This window comes from Microbacterium yannicii PS01 (assembly GCF_000304335.1).
Classification (GTDB): Bacteria; Actinomycetota; Actinomycetes; order Actinomycetales; family Microbacteriaceae; genus Microbacterium; species Microbacterium yannicii_A.
In genome coordinates this window covers 1-26,255 of record NZ_CAJF01000024.1, presented here as the reverse complement: position 1 = coordinate 26,255, position 26,255 = coordinate 1, and the positions used below count along the sequence as shown (strand labels likewise).

General features: G+C 72.4%; 23 protein-coding genes and 1 riboswitch. Of the genes, 8 read left to right on the top strand and 15 right to left on the bottom strand.

Features of this window, described 5'->3' with window-relative positions:
• Complete coding sequence (locus tag WYM_RS13570) at nt 1-660, bottom strand: ECF transporter S component (protein WP_019181390.1); 660 nt, start codon at nt 658-660, stop codon at nt 1-3.
• Nucleotides 651-762, bottom strand: a riboswitch (TPP riboswitch). (Overlaps the previous gene by 10 nt.)
• A gap of 38 nt (nt 763-800) precedes the next feature.
• Here WYM_RS13570 and WYM_RS13565 point away from each other — a divergent pair.
• Nucleotides 801-2,444, top strand: coding sequence for a D-alanyl-D-alanine carboxypeptidase (locus tag WYM_RS13565; RefSeq protein ID WP_019181389.1), 1,644 nt, complete (start codon nt 801-803; stop codon nt 2,442-2,444).
• Nucleotides 2,445-2,496: 52 nt separating this feature from the next.
• Here WYM_RS13565 and WYM_RS13560 read toward each other — a convergent pair whose 3' ends face one another.
• From WYM_RS13560 to WYM_RS13545, 4 genes are all read right to left on the bottom strand, one after another.
• Nucleotides 2,497-3,420 (bottom strand): J domain-containing protein, encoded by a 924-nt coding sequence (locus WYM_RS13560; protein WP_019181388.1) that lies wholly within the window; start codon nt 3,418-3,420, stop codon nt 2,497-2,499.
• Nucleotides 3,421-3,496: 76 nt separating this feature from the next.
• Entirely contained in the window at nt 3,497-4,045 is a 549-nt protein-coding gene (locus WYM_RS13555) for a hypothetical protein (protein ID WP_019181387.1), read from the bottom strand.
• On the bottom strand, nt 4,042-4,887 hold the full coding sequence (locus tag WYM_RS13550; protein WP_019181386.1) for an LssY C-terminal domain-containing protein: 846 nt from the start codon (nt 4,885-4,887) through the stop codon (nt 4,042-4,044). The genes WYM_RS13555 and WYM_RS13550 overlap by 4 nt, the downstream gene beginning before the upstream one ends.
• 12 nt (nt 4,888-4,899) lie before the next feature.
• Nucleotides 4,900-5,976, bottom strand: a complete 1,077-nt coding sequence (locus tag WYM_RS13545; protein ID WP_019181385.1) for an enoyl-CoA hydratase/isomerase family protein — start codon at nt 5,974-5,976, stop codon at nt 4,900-4,902.
• A 145-nt stretch (nt 5,977-6,121) separates the two neighbouring features.
• Here WYM_RS13545 and WYM_RS22495 point away from each other — a divergent pair, with 145 nt between their 5' ends.
• The 7 genes from WYM_RS22495 to WYM_RS13505 all read left to right on the top strand — a co-directional run bounded on the left by WYM_RS22495 (nt 6,122) and on the right by WYM_RS13505 (nt 15,814).
• Nucleotides 6,122-7,864 carry an ATP-binding cassette domain-containing protein gene (locus tag WYM_RS22495; RefSeq protein WP_019181384.1) on the top strand — a complete coding sequence of 581 codons (1,743 nt, stop codon included), beginning with the start codon at nt 6,122-6,124 and terminating at the stop codon, nt 7,862-7,864.
• On the top strand, nt 7,861-9,408 hold the full coding sequence (locus WYM_RS22255) for an ABC transporter permease (protein ID WP_237739422.1): 1,548 nt from the start codon (nt 7,861-7,863) through the stop codon (nt 9,406-9,408). Before WYM_RS22495 ends, WYM_RS22255 begins: the two co-directional genes overlap by 4 nt.
• On the top strand, nt 9,317-11,995 hold the full coding sequence (gene cofG, locus WYM_RS13525; protein WP_237739421.1) for a 7,8-didemethyl-8-hydroxy-5-deazariboflavin synthase CofG: 2,679 nt from the start codon (nt 9,317-9,319) through the stop codon (nt 11,993-11,995). The genes WYM_RS22255 and cofG overlap by 92 nt, the downstream gene beginning before the upstream one ends.
• Nucleotides 11,992-13,527 carry a flavin-containing monooxygenase gene (locus tag WYM_RS13520; protein WP_019181382.1) on the top strand — a complete coding sequence of 512 codons (1,536 nt, stop codon included), beginning with the start codon at nt 11,992-11,994 and terminating at the stop codon, nt 13,525-13,527. Before cofG ends, WYM_RS13520 begins: the two co-directional genes overlap by 4 nt.
• Entirely contained in the window at nt 13,524-14,537 is a 1,014-nt protein-coding gene (gene fgd / locus WYM_RS13515; protein WP_019181381.1) for a glucose-6-phosphate dehydrogenase (coenzyme-F420), read from the top strand. Before WYM_RS13520 ends, fgd begins: the two co-directional genes overlap by 4 nt.
• A gap of 215 nt (nt 14,538-14,752) precedes the next feature.
• Nucleotides 14,753-15,355 carry a 2-phospho-L-lactate guanylyltransferase gene (gene cofC, locus WYM_RS13510; protein WP_237739420.1) on the top strand — a complete coding sequence of 201 codons (603 nt, stop codon included), beginning with the start codon at nt 14,753-14,755 and terminating at the stop codon, nt 15,353-15,355.
• 27 nt (nt 15,356-15,382) lie between these two features.
• The gene (locus WYM_RS13505; protein ID WP_019181379.1) at nt 15,383-15,814 is read left to right on the top strand and encodes a cupin domain-containing protein; all 432 of its coding nucleotides are present in this window, start codon (nt 15,383-15,385) and stop codon (nt 15,812-15,814) included.
• 3 nt (nt 15,815-15,817) lie between these two features.
• On the opposite strand, the gene WYM_RS13500 is transcribed toward WYM_RS13505, so the two are convergent.
• From WYM_RS13500 to WYM_RS13455, 10 genes are all read right to left on the bottom strand, one after another.
• Nucleotides 15,818-16,561 carry a sulfite exporter TauE/SafE family protein gene (locus WYM_RS13500; protein WP_019181378.1) on the bottom strand — a complete coding sequence of 248 codons (744 nt, stop codon included), beginning with the start codon at nt 16,559-16,561 and terminating at the stop codon, nt 15,818-15,820.
• Complete coding sequence (gene cofD / locus WYM_RS13495) at nt 16,554-17,597, bottom strand: 2-phospho-L-lactate transferase (RefSeq protein ID WP_019181377.1); 1,044 nt, start codon at nt 17,595-17,597, stop codon at nt 16,554-16,556. Before cofD ends, WYM_RS13500 begins: the two co-directional genes overlap by 8 nt.
• A 7-nt stretch (nt 17,598-17,604) precedes the next feature.
• Complete coding sequence (locus WYM_RS13490; protein WP_019181376.1) at nt 17,605-18,447, bottom strand: uroporphyrinogen-III synthase; 843 nt, start codon at nt 18,445-18,447, stop codon at nt 17,605-17,607.
• Between the two features lie 192 nt (nt 18,448-18,639).
• Nucleotides 18,640-18,939 carry a hypothetical protein gene (locus WYM_RS13485; protein ID WP_019181375.1) on the bottom strand — a complete coding sequence of 100 codons (300 nt, stop codon included), beginning with the start codon at nt 18,937-18,939 and terminating at the stop codon, nt 18,640-18,642.
• A complete protein-coding gene (locus WYM_RS13480; RefSeq protein WP_019181374.1) occupies nt 18,926-19,330 on the bottom strand; it encodes a phage holin family protein in 405 nt (134 codons plus the stop codon). Before WYM_RS13480 ends, WYM_RS13485 begins: the two co-directional genes overlap by 14 nt.
• Before the next feature lie 2 nt (nt 19,331-19,332).
• Nucleotides 19,333-19,728, bottom strand: a complete 396-nt coding sequence (locus WYM_RS13475) for a hypothetical protein (RefSeq protein WP_026059814.1) — start codon at nt 19,726-19,728, stop codon at nt 19,333-19,335.
• A gap of 103 nt (nt 19,729-19,831) precedes the next feature.
• The gene (locus WYM_RS13470) at nt 19,832-21,565 is read right to left on the bottom strand and encodes an FAD-dependent oxidoreductase (RefSeq protein ID WP_019181372.1); all 1,734 of its coding nucleotides are present in this window, start codon (nt 21,563-21,565) and stop codon (nt 19,832-19,834) included.
• 92 nt (nt 21,566-21,657) lie between these two features.
• Nucleotides 21,658-22,482 carry an ABC transporter ATP-binding protein gene (locus tag WYM_RS20255; protein ID WP_019181371.1) on the bottom strand — a complete coding sequence of 275 codons (825 nt, stop codon included), beginning with the start codon at nt 22,480-22,482 and terminating at the stop codon, nt 21,658-21,660.
• The gene (locus tag WYM_RS20250) at nt 22,479-23,390 is read right to left on the bottom strand and encodes an ATP-binding cassette domain-containing protein (RefSeq protein WP_019181370.1); all 912 of its coding nucleotides are present in this window, start codon (nt 23,388-23,390) and stop codon (nt 22,479-22,481) included. The genes WYM_RS20255 and WYM_RS20250 overlap by 4 nt, the downstream gene beginning before the upstream one ends.
• A gap of 199 nt (nt 23,391-23,589) precedes the next feature.
• A partial coding sequence (locus WYM_RS13455) for an ABC transporter permease (RefSeq protein WP_051008133.1) occupies nt 23,590-26,255 on the bottom strand: 2,666 nt, incomplete at its 5' end.

Genomic DNA, 26,255 nt, shown 5'->3' with positions numbered 1-26,255 from the left:
TCAGACCTCGCGTCGCGCTTCGCGGCCGGCGGCGAAGCGGTTCAGCACGCCGGTCGCGGCGAGCGCGCGGACCGCGAGCCATCCCACGAGCCCGGCCAGCACCGCGCCCGACACCACGACGCTGACGAGGTAGATGGTGTTGAACTCCAGGGTCTTCAGGATGTTGGGAGAGCTGCCGTAGAAGAGCTCGAACACCCACGCGGCGACCGCAGCGCCCACCCCGGCGAGCATCGCGACCGGGAGCGTGAAGCGGCGGTACAGGAACAGCGCGAAGATCAGCTCGGCGCCGAGGCCCTGTACGAGCCCGGAGAGCAGGGTCGACACGCCCCACACGTTGCCGATGAGCATCGAGACGATCGCGGCGATCACCTCGACGAGCAGGGCAGCGCCCGGCTTGCGGATGACGAGTCCGCCGATCACGCCGCCGATGAGCCAGATGCCCACCGCGAGTCCGCCGAGGCCGGGGGTCAGCCCGTCCATCCCGGTGAACCAGGCGTAGCCGACGGTGTTCCAGGCCCAGAAGACGAGGCCGATCGCGACGCCCAGGACGCTGGCGACGACGATGTCGATGACCCGCCAGCGAAGAGTGCGCGGCGGGCGAGCCGTATCGGTACTCGGGGACGCCGATGCCGACGTGGATGCGGGCGTGGACGCGTGCATGTGAACTCCTCCCTGCGCCGGCATGATCCGGATCAGGTTCGACGGTCGAAGCGCGGGTCGCTTCCTCTCAGCCCGGCTCGCCGGACTCCCGTGGTTGTGGCGATGAGTATACCGCTGCACGAGCGCGGTATCTTGAGCGAGTGACTCTGGACGACGCCCCCGCACCCACGCGCCGCGCGCGCCGGGCGCAGACGGGCGCTGTGCCGGTGGCCCCCGAGGAGGTGCCGGACAGCGGCGTCCTCACCATCGACCAGATCCCGCCGGCGTCGGTCCCGCCGATCAGCGCGACCCCGATCGCGGTCGCTCCCGTCGAGTCGTCCCTCGCCGCCGCGTCCCTCCCCGGCCCCGCGACCGCTGAGGTCGTCCACACCGCCGCACCGATTCTCGAACCGGGGCCGGCTGTTTCCTCCCCCGACACCGCTCCTCCCGTGTCGTCGGGGGCGGCACCCAGGACCGCACTGGCATGGGTGGATGAGACGACGATCGGGCGCGGCGCCGCTCCCGGCGACCTCTCGGCCGCATCGATGCCGTACGTCCAGGTCGGCGCCGACCTGCTCGCCGACGCCCCGCGACGATCGCCGCTGCGCGCGGGGGTCATCGTGCCGACTCTCGTCATCGCCGGGCTCTTCGGCGCATACTCCGCGACGACCTTGATGTGGCCGCTGCACGCCGTGGCTCCGACCGTCGCCGCGCTCGAGGTGCAGCCCGCCGCCGCCCCTGCCACCATTCCGGTGTGGCCGGTGGAGGGCAGTGCGGCGATCGGCGTACGCGGCATCGCCGGCACTCCCGCGTCAGCCGTCGAGCCCGACGCGATCGCGAGCATCACGAAGGTGGTGACCGCGCTCGTGGTCCTCGACGAGATGCCGCTCGCCCTCGGCGAGCAGGGCCCCGAGTTCCGATTCAGTGCGGCCGACCGCAGCCGCTACTGGGAGTACCGGAGCAACGGCGAGTCTGCGCTGGATGTGCCGGTGGGCGGCGCGCTGACCGAGTATCAGATGCTCGAGGGCATGCTGATCGGATCCGCCAACAACTACGCCGACCGCCTGGCGCAGAACCTCTGGCCGACCGACGCCGTGTTCGCCTCGGCCGCCACTCAGTGGCTCTCCACCCACGGGGTTCCGGGTGTCACGATCGTCGAGCCGACCGGGATGGACGAGCGCAACGCCGCCACTCCCGACGCCCTCATCACCCTCGCGCAGAAGGCACTGGCCAACCCGGTGATCGCCGAGATCGTCGCCAAGCAGTCGGTCGAGCTCCCCGGCGCCGGGCTCGTCGAGAACACGAACGGCCTCCTCGCCGATCCGGGCGTGGTCGGGATCAAGACCGGCACGCTCGACGCGTGGAACCTGCTGTCGGCCAAAGACATCACCGTCGGCGACACGACGGTGCGGGTCTTCGCGTCGGTGCTGGGCCAGCCCGACGACGAGGCCCGGCTCGCGGCATCCCGCGCCCTCTACACACAGCTCGAGCAGGAGCTGCAGCTGAAGCCTTCGGTGACGGGCGGCACGGTCGCGGGGACGGTGCAGACCCGCTGGGGCGAGTCGGTCGACATCGTGACGACGACGGATGCCGCGGTGGTGCTGTGGAACGGAGGCGCCGGCACCGTCGGCACCACGTTCGCCCTCGACGAGAGCCGCGACGAGGGCGATACCGTCGGCGCGCTCACGGTGACCGGCCCTCTCGACGCGGCGACCGTCGATCTTCAGCTCGCCGCCGACATCGAGGATCCGTCGCCGTGGTGGCGCCTGACCCACCCGCTGGACCTGCTCGGCCTCAACGGCTGACGCGCGCATCCTCGTCGAGACGAGAGTCCGCCCGGTCGGCGGATGATGAGGATCAGGCGAAGCGGACGGTGTGCTGCAGGCGCGTGCGCACGTCGAAGACCTCGTTGCCGCCGATGTCACGGGCGCCGGTGATGCCGCGGCGCAGCACCGTCGACAGGGCGCTGCGCGACACCACCGCGACGCGCACGCCGCGCACCTTGCCGATCTCCTCGATCGGCTCGATGACATCCTCGTCGGGCAGCACCACGATCGCTCCGCTGAAGCGCACGCCCGCGGCGCGTGCCACCGCCCGCATGCTCGCCAGCAGCTCCGCGATGGGCGCCCCGGGAACGTCGTCGCCCGTGAACTCGCCGCGGCGCAGGCGCGCCGGGCCGCCGAAATCCTCCGACAAGAGGCCGTACAGACCGCTCGGGCCGAGCACGATGTGGTCGATCTTGGCGTCGGAGTCGGCAGACCCTGCGGCGACGACGTCGTGCCACACGGTGTAGCCCATGCCCAGGTCGGCGACGATGCGCGCGGTGGCCTCTTCGGCGAGGGCGTCGGCGAGCAGGCGCCGCAGGTGATGGGGTGCGGATCGCACGAGCGCCGGGTCGTACGGGTCGTCGAGCGTGACCCCGCGCCCCACCCACTCACGAATGAGGTCGAGGTACCGCTCGCGGCGCCAGCCGCCGGGGTGACCGTACGACCGGGCGCGCGGACGGGTGTCGGTGCGCGCGGGCGGCGGGCGCCATCCCGACCACTCGGGGGCGGCGGTCTCGCCGAACCCGTGGCCGCGGTCGTAGGCGGCCCGGGAGTCGGGAGTGCCCACGAGCTCCCATGCCCGCTGCACCTGGATGAAGATCGCGGCGTCTCCACCGGTGTCGGGGTGGGTCTGCCGCAACCGGAGCCGGTAGGCCTTGCGCAGGGTCTCGTGATCGACATCCGGATCGACGGCGAGCACTTCGTACGCCGACGCGGACAGTGGACTGTCGAACACGCACCACCCCCGGCTCCCCCGGTCGCGCGGGCCGCGGCCGGAGGATCAGATTACGTCACCGCACAGGGAGCGGCGCTCAGCGGTGCTCGTAGCGTCGTGCGTAGGCGGCGGAGCTCCGGCTCGACAGCGCGAGGAGCAGAAGGATGTCGAGGCTCAGCGACAGGAACGTCCCCTCGATCTCGATCTCCTGGCCTTGCGCCCACCAGGCGACGAACGAGGTGCTGATCGACATCACGGCGATGACCATGACGATGACCCGCGCCCAGTTGCGCCCGAGGAACACGAAGATCGTCAGCAGCAGGTCGATCGCGAGCACCGTTCCGCCGAGTGCGAGAACGAACCACAGCGCCGCCCGGCTCCCCTCGGGCGTCGGGTCGAAGCCCTCGAGCACCGAGTCGGGGTCGGCGAGGAGCGAGTCCCACCCGGTCGCGAAGCCGACGAGCACCACGATGCCGGCCACCACCCGCAGCAGCAGCAGCGCCGTCCCCGCCACGATCGACGTCGGCCGCTCCATGTCGGGGTCGTAGCCGGTGGGGGTGAGAAGCCGCGCAGCCGGCTCGAACGCGGGGCGCTTGGCGGGCGGCGGCGGGTCCGGCGTCGCCGCCCCGTGCTGCCCCGCGCTCATGCGCGCACCGCCGCGAGGGTGCGGACATCGACGATGGGCAGATCCCCGTCGGTGCGGATGCTGTCGCCTCCGCCGTTGCGGGCGTGATAGCCGGTGGCGAAGTCCTCGATGACGTCCACGACCACGCGGGCATCGGCATCCGTCACGGTCTTCACGATGTGGTCCCGCTCGACATCGGTGTTCGCGTCGATGCGATGGGTGACCTGGAGCGTGAACAGCGACAGTCCGACGCTCGTGTCGAACGTGCCCGCCGCCAGCCAGTCGACCCGGCGCCCGCCCGGCAGGAGCCAGCCGTCCGGGCACTGCCAGAAGCGCACGTGATGCCGCTGCGCGGGGTTGCCGTCGACCTCCTGCTGGTACGCGAAGTCCTGCTGCCGCGAGAACAGGAAGAGCGGACTGACCGGCGCCTCGTGATAGCTGCGCCGCCGGAGCGTCGAGGTGACGATGCGCCACGACGAGGCGAGCGTCACCGCATCGGCCTTGGTCCACCCTGCGGCCCGCAGCGCCGCCTCGATCTGCTCACCCGTGCCGAGGAACGCGAGGTTCACCGGATCGCCCAGCAGTCCGTCGCTCGTGCGGGTGCGGCCGATGAAGTAGTCCGGGACGTAGACGGTGGTCAGGATGCGGTGCAGGCGCGGCAGCACGAGGTAGGCCAGCAGCACCCAGAACCCGATGAAGAACGGGATGCCCCACCAGCCGATGTGGAAGGTCTCGGTGAGGCTGAGGTAGGCCAGCCACAGCGCTGCGGCGCCGGCGAAGACGAAGAAGAACCAGTCGATCGCGATGCCGACCGAGTATGCGCGCCGGCGCCTGCTGGTGCGCGTCCTCGCGGTCCGGTCCATGGCGAGCTCGCGTCAGTTCCAGAGCGGGGTCTCGGCCCGGAAGGCGAGGGCGGATGCCGCGGCACCCGGATCGAGCTCGTCCAGGTTTGCGGGAGTCCAGCGCGGCGAGCGGTCCTTGTCTATGACCTGCGCGCGGATGCCCTCGGGCATATCGGGCTGCGTCGTCGCGAACCACATGACCAGCCCGTACTCCTGGTCGAGCGCGTCGCGCAGGCCCGGCAGCTCGCGTGAGCGCCGCACCGACGCGAGCGTCACGGCGAGACCGGTCGGTGACAGCTCGCCGAGCAGGTCGGCGGTGGCGGATGCCTCCGGCTCGGGCCGCGCGCGCAGGCGCTCCACGATGTCGGCCACCGTGTCGCCCGCGAACGCGTCGTCGATCCACTCGCGCGCGCGGATCAGCCGCGACGGCGGCGGCGTCTCGTCGAACAGCAGCACCAGCTCGGTCGGGCTGGAAGGATCGGCACGGGTCTCGAGCGCGTCGCGCAGCCCGTCGAGGTTCTCGTGCGGAACGAAGTGGTCGGCGAACCCGGCGTAGATCGCGTCCGAGGCATCCATCACGGCCCCGGTCAGCCCGAGGTACTCGCCGAGGCGCCCGGGCGCACGTCCGAGCAGCCAGCTGCCGCCCACGTCGGGGGTGAAGCCGATGCGGGTCTCGGGCATCGCCAGCTGCGACCGCTCGGTCACGATGCGGATCGCGGCATGCCCGGCCATGCCGATACCGCCGCCCATCGTGACGCCGTCGGCGAAGGCGACGAACGTCTTGGGGTATTCGGCGATGCGCGCGTTGAGCGCGTACTCCTCGCGGAAGAACAGCGCGGTCTCGTCGGCGCGGCCGCTCGTGACGCGTTCGGCGAGCCCGCGGACATCGCCGCCGGCGCACAGTCCCCGCTCGCCGGCACCGTCGAGCAGCACGATGTCGACCTCGGTATCGTGCTCCCAGGCGTCGAGGGTCTCGTGCATCAGCCGGATCATGCCGAGATCGAGGGCGTTGATCGCTCGGGGCCTGTTGAGCGTGAGCCGTCCGAGTCCGCCGCGGGCGCGAGCCAGAACGGTCGGCTCTTCGGCGGGCGAGGGGGCGAGGTCGGTCACGAGCGCAACGTTACCGGGCGGGGCGCGCGGCGGCACGGCAGGCGGCGCCTGCGGGCCCGACATGCGCGCGAGGGCGGAGTTCGGCCAAGATGGGCTAGGCCGCAGTGACGCGGGCCTGGATTTCGTGAGGACGAGAGGTTTCGGCATGCCCGACGGACAGTCGCTGGAGTTCTCAGGGGTCACCAAGCGGTTCGGCTCGATCACCGCGGTCTCGGAGTTCACCGCCCGAGTCGAGCCGGGCGTCGTCACCGGCTTCCTCGGCCCCAACGGCGCCGGCAAGACCACGACGCTGCGCATCCTGCTGGGGCTGGTCCGGGCCACCGGAGGAACGGCGACCATCGGCGGCGCCCCCTACGCGCGGCTCGAGCGACCTCCGCAGACCGTCGGCGCGGTGCTCGAGGCATCCAGCTTCCACCCGGGGCGCACCGCGGCGGCGCACCTCACGGTCTACGCGCAGGCTGCCGGGATCGGCAGAACGCGGGTCGACGAGGCGCTCGGGCTCGTGGGGCTCGCGGATGCCGCAGGCCGCAAGGTCGGCGGCTTCTCGCTCGGTATGAGGCAGCGGCTCGGCCTGGCCTACGCCCTTCTCGGCGATCCCGGGGTGCTCGTCCTCGACGAGCCGGCGAACGGCCTGGACCCCGAGGGGATCCGCTGGATGCGCGGCTTCCTGCAGCAGCTCGCCCGCGAGGGCCGCACCGTCCTGGTGTCCTCGCACATGCTCGCCGAGGTGCAGCAGACGGTCGACGCGCTGCTCATCATCTCGCGCGGACGGCTGGTGTTCCAGGGATCGATCGACGAGCTCTCCGACCCATCCGAGCACGCGACCGTGGTCGACTCCCCCGATCGCGCGGAACTCGTCGCGGCGCTGCGCGAGGCCGGCGTGTCCTTCGAGGTCCTTCGATCGGGCCTCACGGTGCGCGGCGTCGACACCGCCGAGGTCGGCGCGGTCGCCGCCGCCGCGGGCGTGGCCCTGTCATCGCTGCACCGGCGCGGGCCCGCGCTCGAAGAGGTCTTCCTCGACCTCGTCAACGGCGCCCGCGTTCACCCCAGCGCCACCGGCGCGCCGCCCGTCGACGGCGTGCTCGCGGTCGGCGCCATGGCGCCGGTCCTCGACTCCACGCCATCTCCCGACGCCGGCGCGTCGCCCGTTGCTGAACCTGCCCCCGATGCCGGAGGTGATGACGCGGTTCCAGCTGCGGACTCGGTCTCGGTCGAGGACACTGCTCCGGTCGAGCACACAGCTTCCGCCGAGGACGCAGCCACCGAGAACGGGGCCGACGACGAGCCGGTCGAGGAGGCGCCGTTCCGGCTTCCGGGCGCCGACGCACTGGCCGCGGCCGCGGCCGGAGCCCGCGCCCCCTGGGCCGATGAGCTGTTCGGCAGCCGGGAGGAGACGTACCCAGCCGAGCGGGGCTCCGCAGGCTTCGCCGTGGCCAGCACGGGCGTGATCGACATCGTCCCGTCCGCCGGCGCGGAGACGGCGGGGGTCGACGAGCTGCCCGAAGACGCCGACCCCGACGTCGAGGCGATCGGCGAGATCGACGAGGAGCTGTCGGAGATCGAGCCGGCGGAGTCCGACGACGCACGGCCGTGGGAGAACCACGTGAAGACGGATGCCGACGCGGAAGCCGACCGATTCTTCCGGGCCTTCGACGCACGCGACGCGGACGAGGCAGGTGGAGCGGCAGACGCAGGTGACGCGGCAGACGCGGGTGACGCGGCGGACGCAGGTGGAGCGAACGGCGCTGACGAGGATTCCGGGGACGCCCCGCCCGAGCCGGGCCCAGAGCCAGGGGCAGAGGCAGAGGCAGAGGCCGCATCCGAAGCCGAAGCCGACGCGCTCTCCGGCTCCGACACGCACGACGACCAGGAAGGCGACCAGCGATGAGCCTCATCGCGGCCACGCGTGCCGAGACCACCAAGCAGTTCACGACGTCCCTGTGGTGGATCCTGGGGATCGTCCTCGTCGTGTACATCGGCGGCACCGCATCGGCGCTGGCCGGCGTGTTCTCGGCTGTCGCGTCGGGCACGCTCGTCGGCGACGCTCCGCCGGTGAGCGAAGAGGGGCTCGCCCCGCTGCTCTACAGCAGCGCGACTGCCGTCGGCTACGTGTTCCCGCTGCTCATCGGCACGCTGATGGTGACGACCGAGTTCCGCCACAAGACGCTCACGCCGACCTTCCTCGCCACCCCGCGCCGCGGCCGGGTGCTCGCGGCGAAGCTCCTGGTCGGCGTGCTGATGGGTCTGCTCTTCGGCGTCATCGGCATCCTGTCGTCCGTCGTCCCGGCGGCCGCATTCCTCGCCGGCTTCGGTCTGGACACCGAGCTGGCGTCCTCCGACATCTGGGCCATGCTCGGCCGGATGCTGCTGGCCTACGTGCTGTGGACCCTCATCGGCGTGGGGGTCGGCGCCCTCGTGCGCAATCAGGTCGGCGCGATCGTCGGCGTGCTGGTGTTCACGCAGTTCCTCGAGCCGATCGCCCGGACCGCGGCCGCCTTCGTCGACGGCATGTCAGAGGTCACGCAGTACCTTCCGGGGGCCGCGAGCGACGCGCTCGTGGGGGCGAGCATCTTCACAATGAGCATGCAGGGGGGTTGCGGTCGCCCAGCTGGAGTGGTGGGCGGGCGGTCTCGTCCTGCTCGGCTACGCCGTCGTGCTCGTCGTGCTCGGGCATCTCGTGAGCTGGCGCCGCGACGTCAGCTGAGAAGGCCCTCCGGTGCGGGTTCGGCGGACTCGCGGCATCCGGAATGCCCACCGTCACGCCGGGACGGATCAGACGGCGGGAGCGGGAGCGGCGGTCTTGCGCGGGCGCGGCCGCTTGGGCGGCGCGACCGGGACGGCACCGGTGTCGGCGGCGATCTCGACGACGTCGGCGGGGTTCTCGTCCACCTCGAGGCGCAGGGCCTGCACCAGTTCGAGGCCGTGGCGGGTGGTGAGGATGATCCGCTGGAATTCGGGGTGACCCTCGAGATCGATCACGGCGCTCGGGCGGCGGCGGCGGATCACGGCGAAGTCGTCGCCGCCTGCCGACCGCCAGGTGCCCATCGCGACCACTCCCCGCAGGTGGGTGCCGGGGCTCGGGACCCCGCGCAGCCAGGTCCAGGCGTCGTCCGTGAGCTGCACCTTGGTGATGGTCGACCGCTCGATCACGACATTCCCTTTGCGGAATGCCATGGCTCTCTCAGCCCCCGAGAGCACGACCTCGAGCTGCGTCGAGTCCAGCAGCAGGGTCACCATGGCACTAGTCTGCCAGCGCGGACGGGTCGATCCGGGCTCATTTGCTTACAGGAGGGCAACGATCCGCGACCCGGCTCGGCGCAGGCGGTGCGAGACTGGATCGGTGACAGCCGTGTCCCCCTCCGTCACCGCCACCCCCGCCCCCGCCCTCGCTCTCGCGCGCGCGGCGGCCGGCGAGCGCCTCGGCATCGATGACGCCGAGGCTCTGCTGGGCGCGACGGGCGAGGTCTTCGAGCGCCTGCTCGAGGTCGCCGGAGCCCTCCGCGACGCCGGGCTCGCAGCATCCGATCGTCCTGGGATCCTCACCTACTCGCGCAAGGTCTTCGTCCCGCTGACCACGCTCTGCCGCGACCGCTGCCACTACTGCGTCTTCGTCGACACCCCCGGCCAGCTGCTGAAGAAGCACAAGCCGGCGTTCATGTCGCCCGAGCAGGTGCTCGCGGTGGTGCGGCAGGGTCAGGCGATGGGCTGCAAAGAGGTGCTGCTGACACTCGGCGACCGGCCCGAGGACCGCTGGCCCGAGGCCCGCGCGTGGCTCGACGAGCACCGGTTCGCGTCGACGCTCGACTACGTCGGCCACATCGCCCGCCTGGTCACCGCCGAGACGGGGCTGCTCGCGCATCTCAATCCGGGTGTGATGAGCGCGGAGGAGCTGCGGATGCTGCGCCCCACCGCCCCCTCGATGGGCATGATGCTCGAGACCACCTCGCGCCGGCTGTTCGAAGAGCCCGGACAGGTGCACTTCGGCTCGCCTGACAAGGACCCCGCGCTGCGGCTGGAGGTCATCGACGCGGCGGGTCGCGAGCGCGTACCGTTCACGACGGGCGTGCTGATCGGCATCGGCGAGACCGTGCGCGACCGCGCCGAGTCGCTCGTCGCGATCCGGGATGCGCACGAACGGCACCAGGTCGACGGGCCGCGCGGGCCGCAGGGCCACGTGCAGGAGGTCATCGTGCAGAACTTCCGCGCGAAGCCCCGCACCGCGATGCAGGGCGCACCCGACGCCGACCTGCTCGAGTACGTCGCGGCCGTCGCCGTCGCCCGGCTCGTGATGGGGCCGCGCATGCGCATCCAGGTGCCGCCGAACCTGTCGGATCCGACCGAGTTCGGCCTGCTCGTGCGCGCCGGCGCCGACGACTGGGGCGGCGTCTCGCCGCTCACGGCCGATCACGTCAATCCCGAGCGCCCGTGGCCGCACCTGGACGACCTCGACCGGATGACCGCCGACCTCGGCTTCGAGCTTCGCGAGCGGCTGACCGCCCAGCCCGAGTTCGTGCTCGATGCCGAGACCTGGATCGACCCCGGCATGCGCCCGGCCCTCGCCGCCCTGGCCGATCCCGCTACCGGCCTGGCCGCGGCATCCGCACCGCCTCTGCTCGCCGCCGACGCTGCTCCGCAGTCGCAAAGTGCGGGTGCTCGGTCCCTTGGAGCGCGAAAGGTGACTGCGGAGCCTCAAGGGACCTTTGTTCCGCAGTCACAAGTCGCGGCTACGGGGGCCGTTGCGTCGCACAAAGTGACTGCGGAGCAGGGACTTCTCGGAGCGCCGCGACCGCAGGGACGGGTGCGGCGGCTCGCCGAGGCAGCGGCGAGCGACCCGGGCGCGCTCGACGACGCGGAATGGGTTGCGCTGCTGGAGGCGACCGGCGACGACCTCGACGTGCTCGCGGCGACCGCCGACGACGTCCGGCGGTACACGGTGGGCGAGGCCGTCAGCCTCGTGGTCAACCGCAACCTCACCTCGAGCGGACTTCGCCGCGCCGCGACGGCCGACCGGGCGACGTTCAGCCTCGACGACGTCGAAGCGATCGCGGCCGACGCGTGGGACCTCGGCGCCACCGAGCTGTGCGTGCAGGGCCTGCTCCCCCCGACCGAGAGCGCGGACGGCTACCTCGACATCGCCCGCGCGGTGAAGGCCGCGGCGCCGCGCATCCACCTGCACGCCTACCGACCGCAGGACGTGTGGGATCTGGCCGACCGCGGCGGCCTCGGCCTCGACTCCGCCCTGGCCGCGCTGCGCGACGCGGGCGTCGACACTGTCCCCGGCACGGGCGTCAAGGTGCTGAGCGAGCGGGTGCGGGGCCTCGTCGCTCCGGGCGACCTCGAGATCGACCGGTGGATCGAGGGCACCACCGCCGCCCACCGTGCGGGCTTCCACTCCACCAGCGTGCTGTTCTACGGGCATGTCGAGACCGCCGCCGAGCGCGTGGCACACCTGCGCCTGCTGCGCGCGATCCAGGGCGCTTCGACAGGCTCAGCGACCGGGGGCCGCTCAGCGACCGGGGGCGCTTCGACAGGCTCAGCGACCGGGGGCCGCGCTGCGACCGAGGGCGCTTCGACAGGCTCAGCGACCGGGGGCCGCTCAGCGACCGGGGGCCGCACAGCGACCGGGGGCCGCACCGGTGGTTTCACCGAGTTCGTGCCGATCCCGCTGCCCGGCCCTGCCGGGGGCGTCCCGCTCGTCGCGGGACGCGCGGCGCTCGACGAGCACCGGGCGATGGTGGCGGTGTCGCGGCTCATGCTCTCGGGCAGCATCCCGCATGTCCAGATCCCGTGGACGCGCGTCGGGATCGCGGCATCCGCTGTTCTTCTGCAGTCCGGCGGCGACGACCTCGGCGGCACGCTGCTCGACGGGCGGGTCAAGCCCGAGGCGGGCATCGAGCACGGCCTGGAACTGCCGGTGACGGATGCCGCAGCCCTCGTCGCGCGCCTGTTCCGGCCGTTCCGCCAGCGCACGACCGACTACCGCGAGCCGCCCGCAGACCGCAAGGCGGCCCTGCGATGAGCCTGCGACCGAACCCGCTCAGCACCTTGACGCGCGTCGAGGTCGCCATCGTCGGCGCCGGGTTCGCGGGCATCGGCGCGGCGATCGCCCTGCGCCGGGCAGGACGCGAGGACTTCATCGTGCTCGAGCGCGCGGCGTCGGTCGGCGGCACGTGGCGCGACAACACCTACCCGGGCGTCGCGTGCGACGTGCCCTCGCACCTCTACGGCTTCGCGTCGCACCCCAACCCCTCGTGGTCGGGCACCTTCGCCCGGGGGGACGAGATCCGCTCGTACCTCGAGGACGTCGTCGACGCCGAGGGCCTACGCGGTCGGCTGCGACTCGGCGCCGCGATGCAGTGGGCGGACTGGGATGCCGAGCACGAGGTGTGGCGCATCGGCACGGCGACCGGATCCGTCGTCGCCGACGCCCTCGTGCTGGCCTGCGGGCGGCTGACCGAACCGTCGATTCCCGACGTGCCCGGCCTCGAGACGTTCCCCGGGCCGCTCTTCCACTCCGCCCGCTGGGACCACAGCGCCGACCTCACCGGCCTGCGCGTCGGGGTGGTCGGCTCCGGCGCGAGCGCGGTTCAGATCGTGCCCCGGCTCGCACGCGCTGCCGCCCATGTCACGCTCGTCCAGCGCAGCCCGGCGTGGATCGTCCCGCGAGGCGGCGCGCAGTACACCGCCGCCGAGCGCGAGCGGCTCGCGGCCCGGCCCGACGAGCTCGAGCGCCTGCGCGCCGACCTGTACGCCGAAGGAGAGGCGCGCTTCGCTTCGCGGTCGGGGGATGCCGCGGCAGCCGCCCGTGCGACAGCGGAAGCGCTCGCGCACCTCGAGACGCAGGTCGGCGACCCCGCGCTGCGGGCTGCGCTGACCCCCGACTACGCGTTCGGCTGCAAGCGGGTGCTGCTGTCGGACGACTTCTACCCCGCCGTCGCGTCCGACGCGGTCACGCTCGTCCCCACGGCGCTCGCGGCCGTCGAGGGCTCGACGCTGATCGCCGCCGACGGCACCCGCCACGAGGTCGACGCCCTCGTGCTCGCGACCGGATTCGCGTCGACGCAGCAGCCGTACGCCGAGCTCGTCGTGGGCGAAGGCGGCCAGCGTCTCGCCGCGCACTGGTCGGGCGGCATGACGTCGTTCGCGTCGACCGTCGTCGCCGGGTTCCCGAACCTCTTCGTGCTCAACGGACCGAACGCCTCGCTCGGCCATTCGTCGTCGGTCCTCATGATCGAGGAGCAGGCCGCCTACGTCGCTCGCGTGCTCGACGGGCGAAGCGTCGCCGGCGGCGTGCTGCGCGTCGATCCCGCCGCCGAGCACGCCTACACCGGCGAGATCGCGGCGGTCGCGGCATCCACCCCCTGGATGACGGGCGGATGCCGCAACTGGTACGTCGACGAGCGCTCGGGCCGCCTCACGCTGCTGTGGCCGGGGACGGTCGACGCCTTCCGTGCGCGGCTCGCCCGCGCCGACGGCTCGGAGTTCCTGCCCGGCCCCGTCCCTCTTCCCGTCCCCTCGGCGCAGAGCGCCCCGCTCGAAGGAGTCGCATGACCGTCCCGCTGCGTTTCGGATACAAGGCCTCGGCCGAGCAGTTCGGCCCGACCGAGCTGCTGAAGTTCGGCGTGCTGGCCGAAGAGGTCGGCTTCGACTCGGTGTTCATCTCCGACCACCTGCAGCCCTGGCTGCACGAGGGCGGCCACGCTCCGGCATCCATTCCCTGGCTCGGGGCCCTCGGCGCGAAGACTTCGAAGGTGCTCATCGGCACCTCGGTGCTCACGCCGACGTTCCGCTACAACCCGACCGTCGTCGCGCAGGACTTCGCGACGCTCGGCGTGCTCTACCCGGGCCGCGTGATCCTCGGCGTCGGCACGGGCGAGGCGCTCAACGAGGCGAACCTGGGGCTCGCGTGGCCCGACCCGCCCGAGCGCTTCCAGCGACTGAAAGAGGCGATCGGCCTCATCCGAACCCTGTGGTCGGAGGATCGCGTCACGTTCGATGGCACGTTCTACACGGCCCGCAACACGACGATCTACGACAAGCCCGACCAGCAGGTGCCGATCTACATCGGCGCGGCTGGTCCGGCGGCCACGCGGCTGGCCGGCCGCATCGCCGACGGCTTCATCACCACGTCGGGCAAGAAGGAGGAGCTGTACACCGAGACGCTCCTGCCGGCCCTCGACGAAGGGCTCGCGAAGGCCGATCGCACGCGCGACGACATCGACACGCTCATCGAGGTGAAGGTGTCGTTCGACGAGACGCTCGAGGCGGCGCGCGAGAAGACGCGCTTCTGGGCTCCCCTCGCCCTCACGCCCGACGAGAAGATGGGCGTCGACGACCCGATCGAGATGCAGCGGCTCGGCGAAGAGCTGCCCATCGAGCGGACCGCCTCGCGATTCATCGTGTCGACCGACCCGGACGAGCACGTCCGGCGCATCGGCTGGTACATCGACCGCGGCTTCCGTCACCTGGTGTTCCACGACCCCGGGCACGACCAGGCGACGTTCCTGCGCACGTACGGCGAGGAGATCCTGCCGCGGTTGCGCGCGAAGTACGACGCGTGACCGGGTCGGGTTTGCGCGGGCTGTTCGGGCGGCGTGGCCGGGATGAGCGCGCCGCGAGCGAGGATCCTCCGGCCGCGGAGCCGCCTGCCCGCGGTGGCCAGACGCGTCCGACGTTCGCAATTCAGTCGGGGCGCGAAGAGAACGGCCCGCTGAGCGGCGTGTCGGCCGACGCCGACCGTGAACAGACTGAATTGCGAACGCCTCGGTGGATCGTCGTGGTCCCGGTGAAGCCCTCGGCCCGCGGGAAGTCCCGACTGGAGGTGCCCGGCGCCGAGCGGGCCGCCCTCGCGCGCGCGATCGCCCTCGACACGATCGTCGCCGCGACCGCGTGCGAGCTCGTGGCGCAGGTCGTGATCGTGACCGACGACGGCTCGCTGGCGCGCGACGCCGCGATGATCCCCGCCCTCCGGTTCGTTCCCGAGGGCGATGCGGGCGGACTCGATGCCGCGGTGGGCGTAGGCGTGGCCGCGGTCGACCCGAACGCGCGGATGCCGCGGGCCGCACTGCTCGGAGACCTCCCCGCCCTGCGACCGGAGGATCTCACCGCCGCGCTGCAGGCCGCGGCACCGGTCGATCGCGCTGTCGTCGCCGACGCCGAGGGCACCGGCTCGACCCTGGTCACAGCGCGCGCCGGGGTGGCATGGCAGTCGTCGTTCGGCGAGGGGTCGTTCGCCCGGCATGTCGAGCTCGGCTGCCGGGCGCTGCAGATTCCGGATGCCTCGACGCTGCGCCGCGACGTCGACACTGCCGCGCAGCTCGAGGCCGCCGTCGCCCTCGGCGTGGGTCCTCGCACGGCGGCCCTGCTCGCCCGGCACTGACCCGGCTCGCGCCGCTAGCCTGGCGGGATGAGCGACTATCAGGTGCTGGATATGGGCGGCCTCGACGAGTGGCGGGGGCACTACGGCGGTTTCCGGCCCGAGAGCTCGCGCGACGGGCGCCGGGTCGTCGACCACGACATGACGATGCAGTACATCGGCATGACGGCCAACGCACTCGAGGCGGGCGAGGAGGCGGGGTACTGGCACGCGCACGCGCGCATCGAGGAGGTCTACGTGTTCCTCGCGGGCCGCGGCCAGATGGGTCTGGACGACGACATCGTCGATGTCGGGCCGGGGACCGTCGTGCGCGTCGGTCAGGGCGTCTGGCGCACCTGGCGCGCGACGCCCGACACACCCGAGCAGCTGCGATGGCTGTGCATCCGCGCCGGCGGCGCCGAGCTGCCCCACTTCCCCGACGACAGCCGGCGCGACAACGACCGGCCGTCGCCCTGGGCCTGAGAGTCAGGCCAGCAGCAGGTAGACCGCGCCGACGATGGTGAAGGCGATCACGAGCGTCTCGAACAGCGACTGATCCAGCCGGGCGGCGAGCCAGCGGCCGAAGAACGCGGCGGCGACCACGAGCGGTACGAGCACGAGATCCACGAGCAGGCCGGGAACCGTGATGATGCCCAGGCCGATCGAGAACGGCACCTTGAACAGGTTGACGATCGCGAAGAACCAGGCGGCGGTGCCGAGGAACTCCTTGACCGGGAACCGTGCCGCCAGGAAGTACATCGACATCACCGGACCCGCGGCGTTGGCCACCATCGTCGTGAAGCCACCCAGCGTGCCGTACGTCGCGGCCGCGACGCGATGCGGTCCACCGTCGGCCATGCCCGCGTCGAAGCGGCGCCGCAGCAGCGTGATGACGATCACCGCGAGCAGTATGACGCCGATCGTGCGCTTGACCCACACGTCGTCGGCGATGAACAGGAACCCGACGCCCAGCAGCACGCCGACGAGCACCGCCGGCGCCAGCCGCAGCAGCGCGCGCCAGTTCGTATGCCGGCGATACATCGCGATGGCGAACATGTCGGCGACGATCAGCAGCAGCAGCAGCGTGCCCGTCGACTGCCTCGCGGGCAGCACCGCCGCGAAGATCGCGACTGCGACGGTGCCGGCACCGGGCACCGCCGTCTTCGACAGCCCCACGACCACCGCCGCGAGCGCGAGCAGCGCCCACGCGAACCAGGTCAGCTCAGGCACGCGTCGTCACGTCATCCGGTCCGTCCGTGGCCGGCGAGAACCCGCCCTCTCGCGACGCCGGGAGCGCCGCCGCGAGAGCTGCCTCTGCGAGGGCGCTCGAGCGCGCGGCATCCGTCATCCACAGCGGCGTGACGAGGGGACGGATGCCGAGGCCGCCCACCTCTGTCGCTGCGGCCTCGTCCTCCTCGGCGATGAGCCACGCGTCGAGCACGCCGCCGTCGCGGCGCGCCCCGTAGTGCGCGGCTACCGCGGCGGCGGACGTCTCCACGCCGATCGCCGAGAGGCAGACGTCGGCCATGCCTCGCACGACGCGTCCGCCGATGATGGGCGACACCCCGACGACGGGCGCCGGTGTCGTCGCCAGCGCCTCGCGCACGCCCGGGACCGCCAGGATGGGGCCGATCGAGACGACGGGGTTCGAGGGTGCCACAAGCACGACGTCCGCCGCGGCGATCGCCTCGACGACGCCGGGGGCGGGGACCGCGGCCTCGATGCCGGGGTTGTCGAAGCCGATCGGGGCGAGAGCCGCCCGATGCCGCGTCCACCACTCCTGGAAGTGCAGGCGGCGGTCGCCGTCGAGGAGCACGACCGTATCGACCTCGGCGTCGGTCATGGGCAGCAGGCGGGCGCCGAGCGCCCAGCGGCGCGACATCCGCTCCAGCACCTCGGTCGGAGTGAGGCCCTCGCGCAGCCAGCCGGTCCGGGCGAGGTGCGTGCCCAGGTCGAGGTCGCCGAGGGTGAACCACGGCCACCCGGCGCCCCACTCCTGCAGCTCGTGGTTGACCCGCTCGGTGTCGCCCTGCCGGCCCCACCCGCGCTCGGTGTCGTTGACCCCCGCCAGCGCGTAGGTGACCGAATCGACGTCGGGCTGCAGGCGGACACCCGACAGCCACAGGTCGTCGCCGGTGTTGACGACGACGGTGAGGGCCGACGCGGTGTCGGTGACGCCGCGGGCGCGGAGCGCCGCGCGCACTCCGAGGACGAACTTCGACCCGCCGACCCCGCCGGCGAGCACGACGACGCGCGGCGTGCTCATTCCCGCCTCAGTTCTGGGGTTCCGCGAACGGCAGCTGTAGCATGCCGGTCTTCGGGGCGAACTCGTCGGCGGCGTGCGGCAGCGAGAACCGCGCGACGGCGTCGATGAGTGCATCGACGGTCTGCGCCTCGGCGACGATGTCGACCTCGAGACCCGCCCGCTCGGCGTCCTTCGCGGTGCGCGGGCCGATCGCGGCGATGAGCGTGGTCTCGGGCACATCGGAGAACTGGGCGTGCACCTGCTCGGCGACCGAGCCGCTCGTGACCAGGATGGCGTTGATGCGACCCGACCGGACGTCTTCGGCAATGCGGTCGGTGACCGGCACGCCGACGGTGCGGTATGCGACGACGCTGCGCACGCGATGCCCCGCCTCAGAGAGCATGCGGGTGAGCACCGGCTTGGCGATCTCGCTGCGCAGGGTCAGGATGTCGCGGGGTTCCGGCTCGAGGCCGATGAGCTGCTCGGCCATGCCGGCGGCCGAGTTGTCTCTCTCGGGAACCAGATCGACGCGGTACCCGACCGCGAGCAGAGCGGCCGCGGTGGTCTCGCCGACCGCCGCGATCTTCGTCGTGGAGGGAACCACCGCCCGGTACGCGTAGAGCACGTCGACGGTCGTCGCGCTGGTGACGGTGAGCCAGTCGAAGGCACCGGCGGCGAGATCGGCGAGCGCCTGCTCGAGCGTGGGCTGGTCGTTCGTGGGCGCGAAGTTGATGAGCGGCGCGATCACCGGAGTCGCGCCCTGGCGGCGCAGGCTCGCGGCGACGCTGTCGCCCCACGGACCGCCGCGGGGCACCAGGACGCGCCAGCCGCTCAGCGGCTTGGCGGGCTGATTCTGCGCGCCGGCGTTCATTGGGAAGCAGTGTTCATAGAGGAGGTCGACTCTCGTGATGCTCAGTCGGCCGCCCTCGACGTTCGAGCAGCCGATGCGCGATTGGAATCGGGATCGCGCGTCGGCAGCATACGCACCGTTGCACTGCCTTGCCTCCCGAGCATACCCCTCATCCCGCGGGCGATGACCGGACACCGCATCCGGCGGCAGGCGTCAGCGGGTGTAGAGACGGACCAGACCCCAGACTGCCGCGCCGATCACGACGGCTCCCGCGACGACGGCGACGGCCGCGCCCGTGGGATTGCGGCGCTGGAAAGCGCGGGCCTTGGCGACGCCGTCGCCGACCGCGTTGCTCACGCGACGAGGGACGTTCGCCTTCACCTCGATGGCCGCGAGCGCCGCCTTCAGCTCGGCGCGTGCGTGCTCGACGGGATCCGCGATCCCCAGGACGACGGCGGTACGGGGCACCGCCACGGTGGCGGAGACGGGCACGGGCGCGTCAGAGGAGCTCATCGCGCACCTCCTTCACATCCTGGGCGATCGACTGGGCGGGGTTCTGGCGCTTTCCGATCCGCTTGAAGCGGAGAACGCCGATCAGCGCGAGCACGACGGCGATGATGAGCATCGCGAAGAAGACCACGAGCGCCGACAGCCACACCGGCCACCACGACGACAGCCCTGCGATGGCCCACGTGCCGAGCGCCGGCACCGACCAGAACAGCACGAACAGTGCGGCGAACACCCACAGCGCACCCCAGCCGCCGTCCTTCGCGGTGCGGGCGAGCCACGCCTTGGCGGCGTTGACCTCGGCGATGACGAGGTTGCGGACGAGTTCGGGGATCTCACCGACCAGAGTCAGCAGACTGTCGTCCGCGCGGTCGCGGAATCCACGCGGGGTGGTCACAATCAGGCCCCGCCCCGGCCGGGCGCCGTGTCGTCGGCCCCGTCGACGGCGTCATCCACGGAATCCTTGACGGCCTCGGCGGAGCTCTGAGCGGCCTTGGCGACGTTGTCTGCGGAGCTCTTGCTCTCCTTGAGCGCCGAGTCGAGCTTCTGCCCGGGCGTGCCCTTGCCGCCAGCGGCGTTGGCCACCTTGACGGCCGAATCCCACAGGGTCGACGGCAGAGCCATCGCCTGCGACTTGGCGAAATCCTTGACCTTGTCGACCTGGTCCTGGACCTGATCCATGTTCCAGACCTTCAGCCACTGCGTCTTGATCTGCTCGTAGCGCTCGCGGCCTGCCCGCGTGCCGAGCACGTATCCTACGGCCAATCCGACGACGAGTCCTGCTTTGCCCCTCATCTGGGGTCTCCTCACACTCGGTGTTGCACCTGACGACGCTTCTCAGGGTAGCCCTGTATTCCCGTCAGGGCATCCGCCCTTGACACGGGGGTGCAACCCGCACTCACTTCCCGGCGCCGGCTCCGAACAGCACAGCGCGGCGAAGGCGGTCGGCCTGCTCCTGCGCGTCGGCGACGACCTGTGCCAGCCCGCTCCCGGCCAGCCACGCGCCCACGGCGGCGACGGCGGGAGCGGCTGAGATCCGATCGCGCGTCTGCGCCGCAGCCTCGAGCCGGCCGCGAGCCGAGGCAGGCGGCACGAGCGCGTACAGTTCGCGATGGGCGCCCGCGACCCGGCCTTCATCGAGGTCCACCCCGAGCAGAGCGGATGCCTCGGCCGCCGCCAGGGCGACGGCCGCGGTGTCACCGAGTGCCTGTGTCGCCGGTACGGCGCCCGGTGCCCCGAAGGCGACGCGCAGCACGTGGCGTCCGGGACCGGCCGCACGTGCGAGCCACTCCCAGCGCGCGGTCTCGTGGGCGACGCCGGTCGCGCGATGGGTCGACGACGGCACGGCGTGCACGTGCACTCCGCGCGGAGCGGCGTCGAGCTCCGGCGCGTCGACGACGAGGGTCACGACCTCGCGGGCGATCCCCGCCGGAGTCGCCGCTGCCCGGGCGTCGCCCGCCGCGCTCTCGAGCCGGTCACCGGGCAGGTCACCGAGCAGATCGGCCAGCAGCGCGCGCGCCGCGCCTTCGTCGGTCGCGATCACCACGGCGTCGGCGACGAGCGGCCCGGCTTCGGGGGTCGGCGGCTGCGGGTTCGCGGGGTCGATGGCCGCACGAGCTGCCCCCTGAGCGCCGGCCTCGCGTCCGCCGGACTGCTCGGGGGTCAGCTCCTGCGGGTACGCGGGATCGATAGCCGCAGGAACTGCCCCCTGAGCGCCGGCCTCGCGTCCGCCGGACTGCTCGAGGGGCGGATCCTGCGCGTTCGCGGATCTGGATGCCGCAGGAGCCGTCCCGCGAGCAACCGACAGTTCGACCGCCCAGTGGGGGTCCGCGCGCTCGAGGGCGGTCACGCGGGTGCCGGTGAGGATTCGGGCGCCGCGCTCGACGAGCTTTTCGCGGAGGGCGTCGACGAGCTGCAGCATCCCCCCGTCCAACCCTTCGATCGACGGGCCCGAGCCCGCCTTCAGGCGCAGGTCGGCGACGGCGCCGCCGAGCGATCCGGTGCGGGTGAGCGCGGGATTCAGGCCGGGGGCCGCGAGATCGACGTCGACGTCGTCGGGGTCGAGCCCGAAGCGGTCGACGATGATCGGGGCGACGAGGCGGTCGAGCACGCGGGCGCCCATGCGGCTGCGCACCAGGCGCCCGAGGCTGCGCTGCGACCCGATGGTCAGGGGCGGGCGAAGGCGATCGACGTACGCGCGCCACGCGCCGCCCCAGCCGATGATGCGGCGCACGCTCTCGTCCCAGGGGTTCGCGGGGATGCTGAGCACCTGCTCCCGTGGCAGCGGAGCCGCCGCGCCCCTTGGCAGGCCGGCGATCCACTCCTGATCTTCGCGGGGGCGCACGATGACGGCATCCGGGATGACGTCTTCCACGAGGCGCCGCACGACTCCGCCGCGCGTCGACCAGCAGGTCACGCCGGTCTCGAGGCGAAGGCCCGCGACCTCGGCGGATCCGATCACACCGCCGAGCCGATCGGATGCCTCGACCACCGTCACCGACATTCCGACCTTGGCGCACTCCCATGCCGCCACGAGCCCGGCGATGCCGCCGCCGATCACGACGACCCGCGTCTGCCGTGCGTGGGCGACCAGTTCATCGAGGGGTTCGGGGGCGCCGGTCACGGCATCCATCCTCCCATCCACCCGCGCCTCGCTCTCTTCGGCGTCTTGGACGGAAAGGGAGCGCGGCGGAGGGGACGACTGCGGCGAGCGGATGCCGGGCGTCAGGGCTCGGGGTGGCGCTGCTGCTCGCGCGCCTCGGCGCGCGTGCGCGGAGTGTGCAGTCCGTTGTCCACCGGCCCGGCGGGCGCTTCCGCGAATTCGGCGTGGGCCGGAGCGGCGGCTGCGGAGGCGACACGGCCATTCTCGATCTGGCCCGTGTGTACTCGGCCACTGTGCAGCTCGATGACACGGTCGGCCCGCTGCACGAGCAGCGGATCGTGCGTCGAGACCACGGCGGCGAGGCCCTGCGAGTGGACGAGCTCGCTGATGAGGTCCATCACGGTCGCCGCGGTGCGGGAGTCGAGCTGTCCGGTCGGCTCATCCGCGATGAGCACGTGGGGGCGTGCGGCGATCGCGCGGGCGATGCCCACGCGCTGCTGCTGGCCTCCCGACAACTCGCCCGGTCGCTGAGCGGCGTGATCGGCCAGCCCCACGAGCCGCAGCGCCTCGGCGACGCGGGCGTCTCTCTCGGCGGGCGGTGTCTTGGCGATCCGCAGCGGCAGTTCGACGTTCTCGGCCGCCGAGAGGATGGGGATCAGGCCGAACGACTGGAAGACGAAGCCCAGGCGCTCCCGCCGAAGAGCGGCGAGCGCCTCCTCGTCGAGTGGGGAGGTGTCGACGTCGCCGATCCACACGCGTCCCGACGTCGGCCGATCGAGACCGCCGAGGAGGTTCAGCAGCGTCGTCTTGCCCGCGCCGGAGGCACCCCGCACCACGACGAGCTCGCCGGGAGCGACGTCGATGTCGATGTCGATGCACGCGTGCACGTCGCCTGCGGGCGATGCGAAGGTGCGGGTCAGCTTCTCGCCGCGCAGCGCGATGGTCATGACGGCTCCTCGGTGGGCGGGACGACGGGGGTGTCGGATGCCGGGGACTGCGCCTGCTGCCCCGGCCAGACGCCGACGTGGTCGGGCTCGAGGGCGAGCCGCACGCGGTCGCGCAGGTCGAGCGCCGCCACGAAGTCGTCCGGAAGCTGGAGCCGGCCGACCCGGTCGAGCACCGCGTACTCTTCGGCGACATGATGCTCGGCGCCGTGCTCGTCGAGGCGGGTGGAGCGCAGCACTTCGGTGGAGGTCCGGCCGTCGCGGATCTGAACGGTCCGCGCAACGTGCTCCGAAACCGCGGGATCGTGCGTCACGATCAGCGTGGTCACTCCCAGCTCGCGGTTCACCGCGCGCATCGCCTCGAGCACGTGCGCACTCGTGGTGTCGTCGAGCTCACCGGTCGGCTCGTCGGCGAGCAGCACGCGGGGGCTGTTCGCGATGCCCACAGCGATGGCGACGCGCTGCTGCTCGCCGCCCGACATCTCGGCGGGCCGCCGCTCGGCGCAGTGCGACACCTCGAGCAGGTCGAGCAGCTCGGCCACTCGCGCGCGGCGGGCCGAGGCGCCTCTGGCTTCGCCGGTGATGGCGAGTGCGGCGGCCACGTTCTCGCTCGCCGAGAAGTACGGCAGGAGGTTGCGAGAGGTCTGCTGCCATACGAACCCCACGCTGCGGCGTCGGAACTCGACGCGCTCCTTCTCCTTCATGGTGAGCAGGTCGTGCCCGGCGACCCAGGCGACACCCGCCGTCGGCTGGTCGAGGCTCGACAGGATCGAGAGGAGAGTCGACTTGCCCGATCCCGAGGCACCGACGACCGCGACGAGCTCGCCCGGCTCCACGCGCAGGTTGAGCCCCTGCAGCGCCTGCACCTCGACGCCCTGCCCTCCCGCCGAGACGACCTTGAAGATGCGCACGAGATCCACGCACAGGATGTCGGCGTCCGGCGCTCCCGCGCGGCGCTGGGCTCCCGCGGGTTGATAAGCCCCCGCGGGTTGCTGAGCCCCCGCAGGTTGGTGAGCCCTCACCGGTTGGTGAGCCCCCGCCGGTTGGTGAGCCCCCGCCGGTTGGTGAGCCCCCGCAGGTTGGTGAGCCTGTCGAAGCACGGCCATGGTCCTATCCTTCCTCCACGGTGCGCAGGGCGCCCGCGGCACGGATCCGGCGCGACACCAGCAGGGCGATCGCGGTGAGCAGGACGGCGAGCGCGACGAAGCCGCCGAGAGTGAGGGCCAGCACGCCGCCGTCGATCTGATACGCCGGGGCGACGGACGATCCCGTGAAGGGTCGAAGGTCGACGGCGGTGAGCACGACGAGCGGCACGAGAGCGCCGAAGACCGTTCCGGCGATCACGGCGGCGACCGCGGGCGGACCGATCTCCCACAGCGCGAGCGAGGTGGCCGAGCGCCGGGGGGCGCCGAGCGTGCGCAGCAGCGCGAGCACCCGCGCCCGCGGGCCGGCCGCGAGGGTCAGGGTCATCACGATCGCGAGCGCGCTGAGCAGCGCAGCCACGGCGGTGGCGGCCAGCAGCGCGACGCGAACGCCCTGCACGGCCGGCCCGGCCTGGATCGAGGCCGCGATCTCGGCGGCGGTGTCGACGCGCACGTCGGTGCCGAGAACGGCCTGCAGCTCGGATTCCACCGCGTCGAGCGACCCGCGGTCGTCGAGCCGGACGAGCAGCGTGCGGTCGGCGGGATCGCGGCCGAGCACCTCTTCGGCGTAGCTGGAGTCCAGGGCGATCCAGTTCTCGCGGGCACCCACGGGCGCCGGCCCGCGGGTGACTCCGACCACGTCGGCGTCGACGCCGCCCAGGCGCAGGTCATCCGAGCCGTCGATGAGGTCGGCGGCGGCGCCCGAGACGACGATCGGCATCGGACCGTCGGCGGGTGCGAGCGAGACGCCGGGCGGCAGCATCCCCGGCCCGTCGCCCTGCGCGGCGCGCAGATCGGCGGCATCCACCACGAACACCGAGGTTCCGCGCTTGGCCCCGTTGACATCGAGCGTCTCGGGCTCGGCGCCCGAGACGCCGGCCACCGCGGCCACGCCGTCGATCTCCGCCACGCGATCGAGCTGCTCGCGCGTGAAGCTCGCACCCGTGACGCGCACATCCGATCCGACCTGCGCACGTGACGCGTCGGTGACGCCGGTCTGCAGAGCCGACAGCAGGATGCCGGAGGACACGGCCACCGAGACGCCCACCACGAGGGCGAGCACCGGCGTGAGCCCGATGCTCGGCTCTCGAAGCGCCCGCGCCGAGCCGAGGAACGAGTCGAGCCCGGCCGACGCGCGAGCGCGAGCGAATACGGCCCCGAGCGGGATCGGGTACAGCCGCAGCGTGAGCAGGCAGGCGACGAGCGCGAGAAGGAGCGGCGTCGCCGCGAGCAGCGGATCGACGCCCGCGCTGTAGCCGCGCACGAACAGCAGCGCGAGAGCGAGGACGGCGACCACGGCCACGGCACCTTCCGCGATGAGACGCAGCCGCGAGCCGCGCGGTCCCAGGTCGGCGCGCACCTGACGTTCCGCCGCCGAGGGCGCCAGCACGGCGAGGATCGACAGCGGCGCGAGAGCGAGCAGCACCGCGGGGATCAGGCCGGCCGCAGTCGGCACCGCCCCGACGAGCAGCGCACCGCCCACGATGGCCAGCACAGCGCCGAGGAGCGCGGGCAGCGCCCCGACGAAGATCCCCTCGATCGCGAGCAGGCTGCGCAGCTGCGCGATCGACGTCCCGCGCGCCGACAGCAGGCGCAGGCTGGGCCGGCGGCTCTCGAGGATCAGTCGGCACCCGAGCACCAGCACGGCCGCGGCGACCCCCACCGGCCCCGCGATCAGCATGGCGATGACGCCGGCGGTGGACGCCTCCTGTGCGAGAGCGAGCTCGATCTCGCCGGTGATCTCGGCCTCGAACTTCACACCCAGGATGCCCGTGAAGGCGCCGGTCGCCGACGCGACGGTGTGCGAGACGGCAGTGAGGTTGTTCAGCGCCGCCGCCGTCTGCGCAGCCGTGTCGGCCTGGATCCGGCCGGTGTCGACGGGGTACCACGTCTGCGTCGTCTGCGCGGTCGAGAAGAAGTACCCGTACGGGAGGGATGCGGGGTGCGCGAATCCGGTCGCGGTCACGACACGGGGACGGTTGCCGTCATCGAAGACGCTCGGCTCGAGCACCGAGACGACGTGCTCCCAGTAGTCGGCAGACGGGTCTCGGGCTTCGAAGGTGCCCACGAGGTCGAACTGCACGACGTTCGAGTAGACCTGCAGCGAGCGGACCTCGCCGACCTTCCACTCCATGTCGGCGGCGCTCGCCGAAGAGAGCACGATCTCGATAGTCGACGTCGAGCGTTCGACACTCGACCAGTCGTCTGTGCCCGGGGCGGGCTCGGGCAGCCGCCCCTCGACGATCGTGATCTGGTCGTCGAAGCGCGGCGCGAACGCCACGCTCAGCTCGCGGGTCTGTCGCGCCTCGAGGAGGTCGCTCGCAGCCGTGCGGCTGATGGCGTACGACTCGTCCAGGATGTCGGGCAGCGGCGCATCGGCCGATTCTCGGATGCCCTCGAGCGCCTCGAGGAAACCTCCCCACACGTCCTCGGTGCTCAGCGGCGAGCCGAGATCACCGAGCTGCGGAAGTCCGACGGACGTGGAGACGACATCGCGCTCGACGGCCGAGAGACCGTCGAGCCGGTCCCGCAGGGCCGCGTCGGCGAGCACGCTCAGCGCGAGGGGCGCCGCGGTCGCGAGAACCGACAGCACCAGCACGAGCGCCGCGACGAGCACCCCGCCTCCCGCTCGCG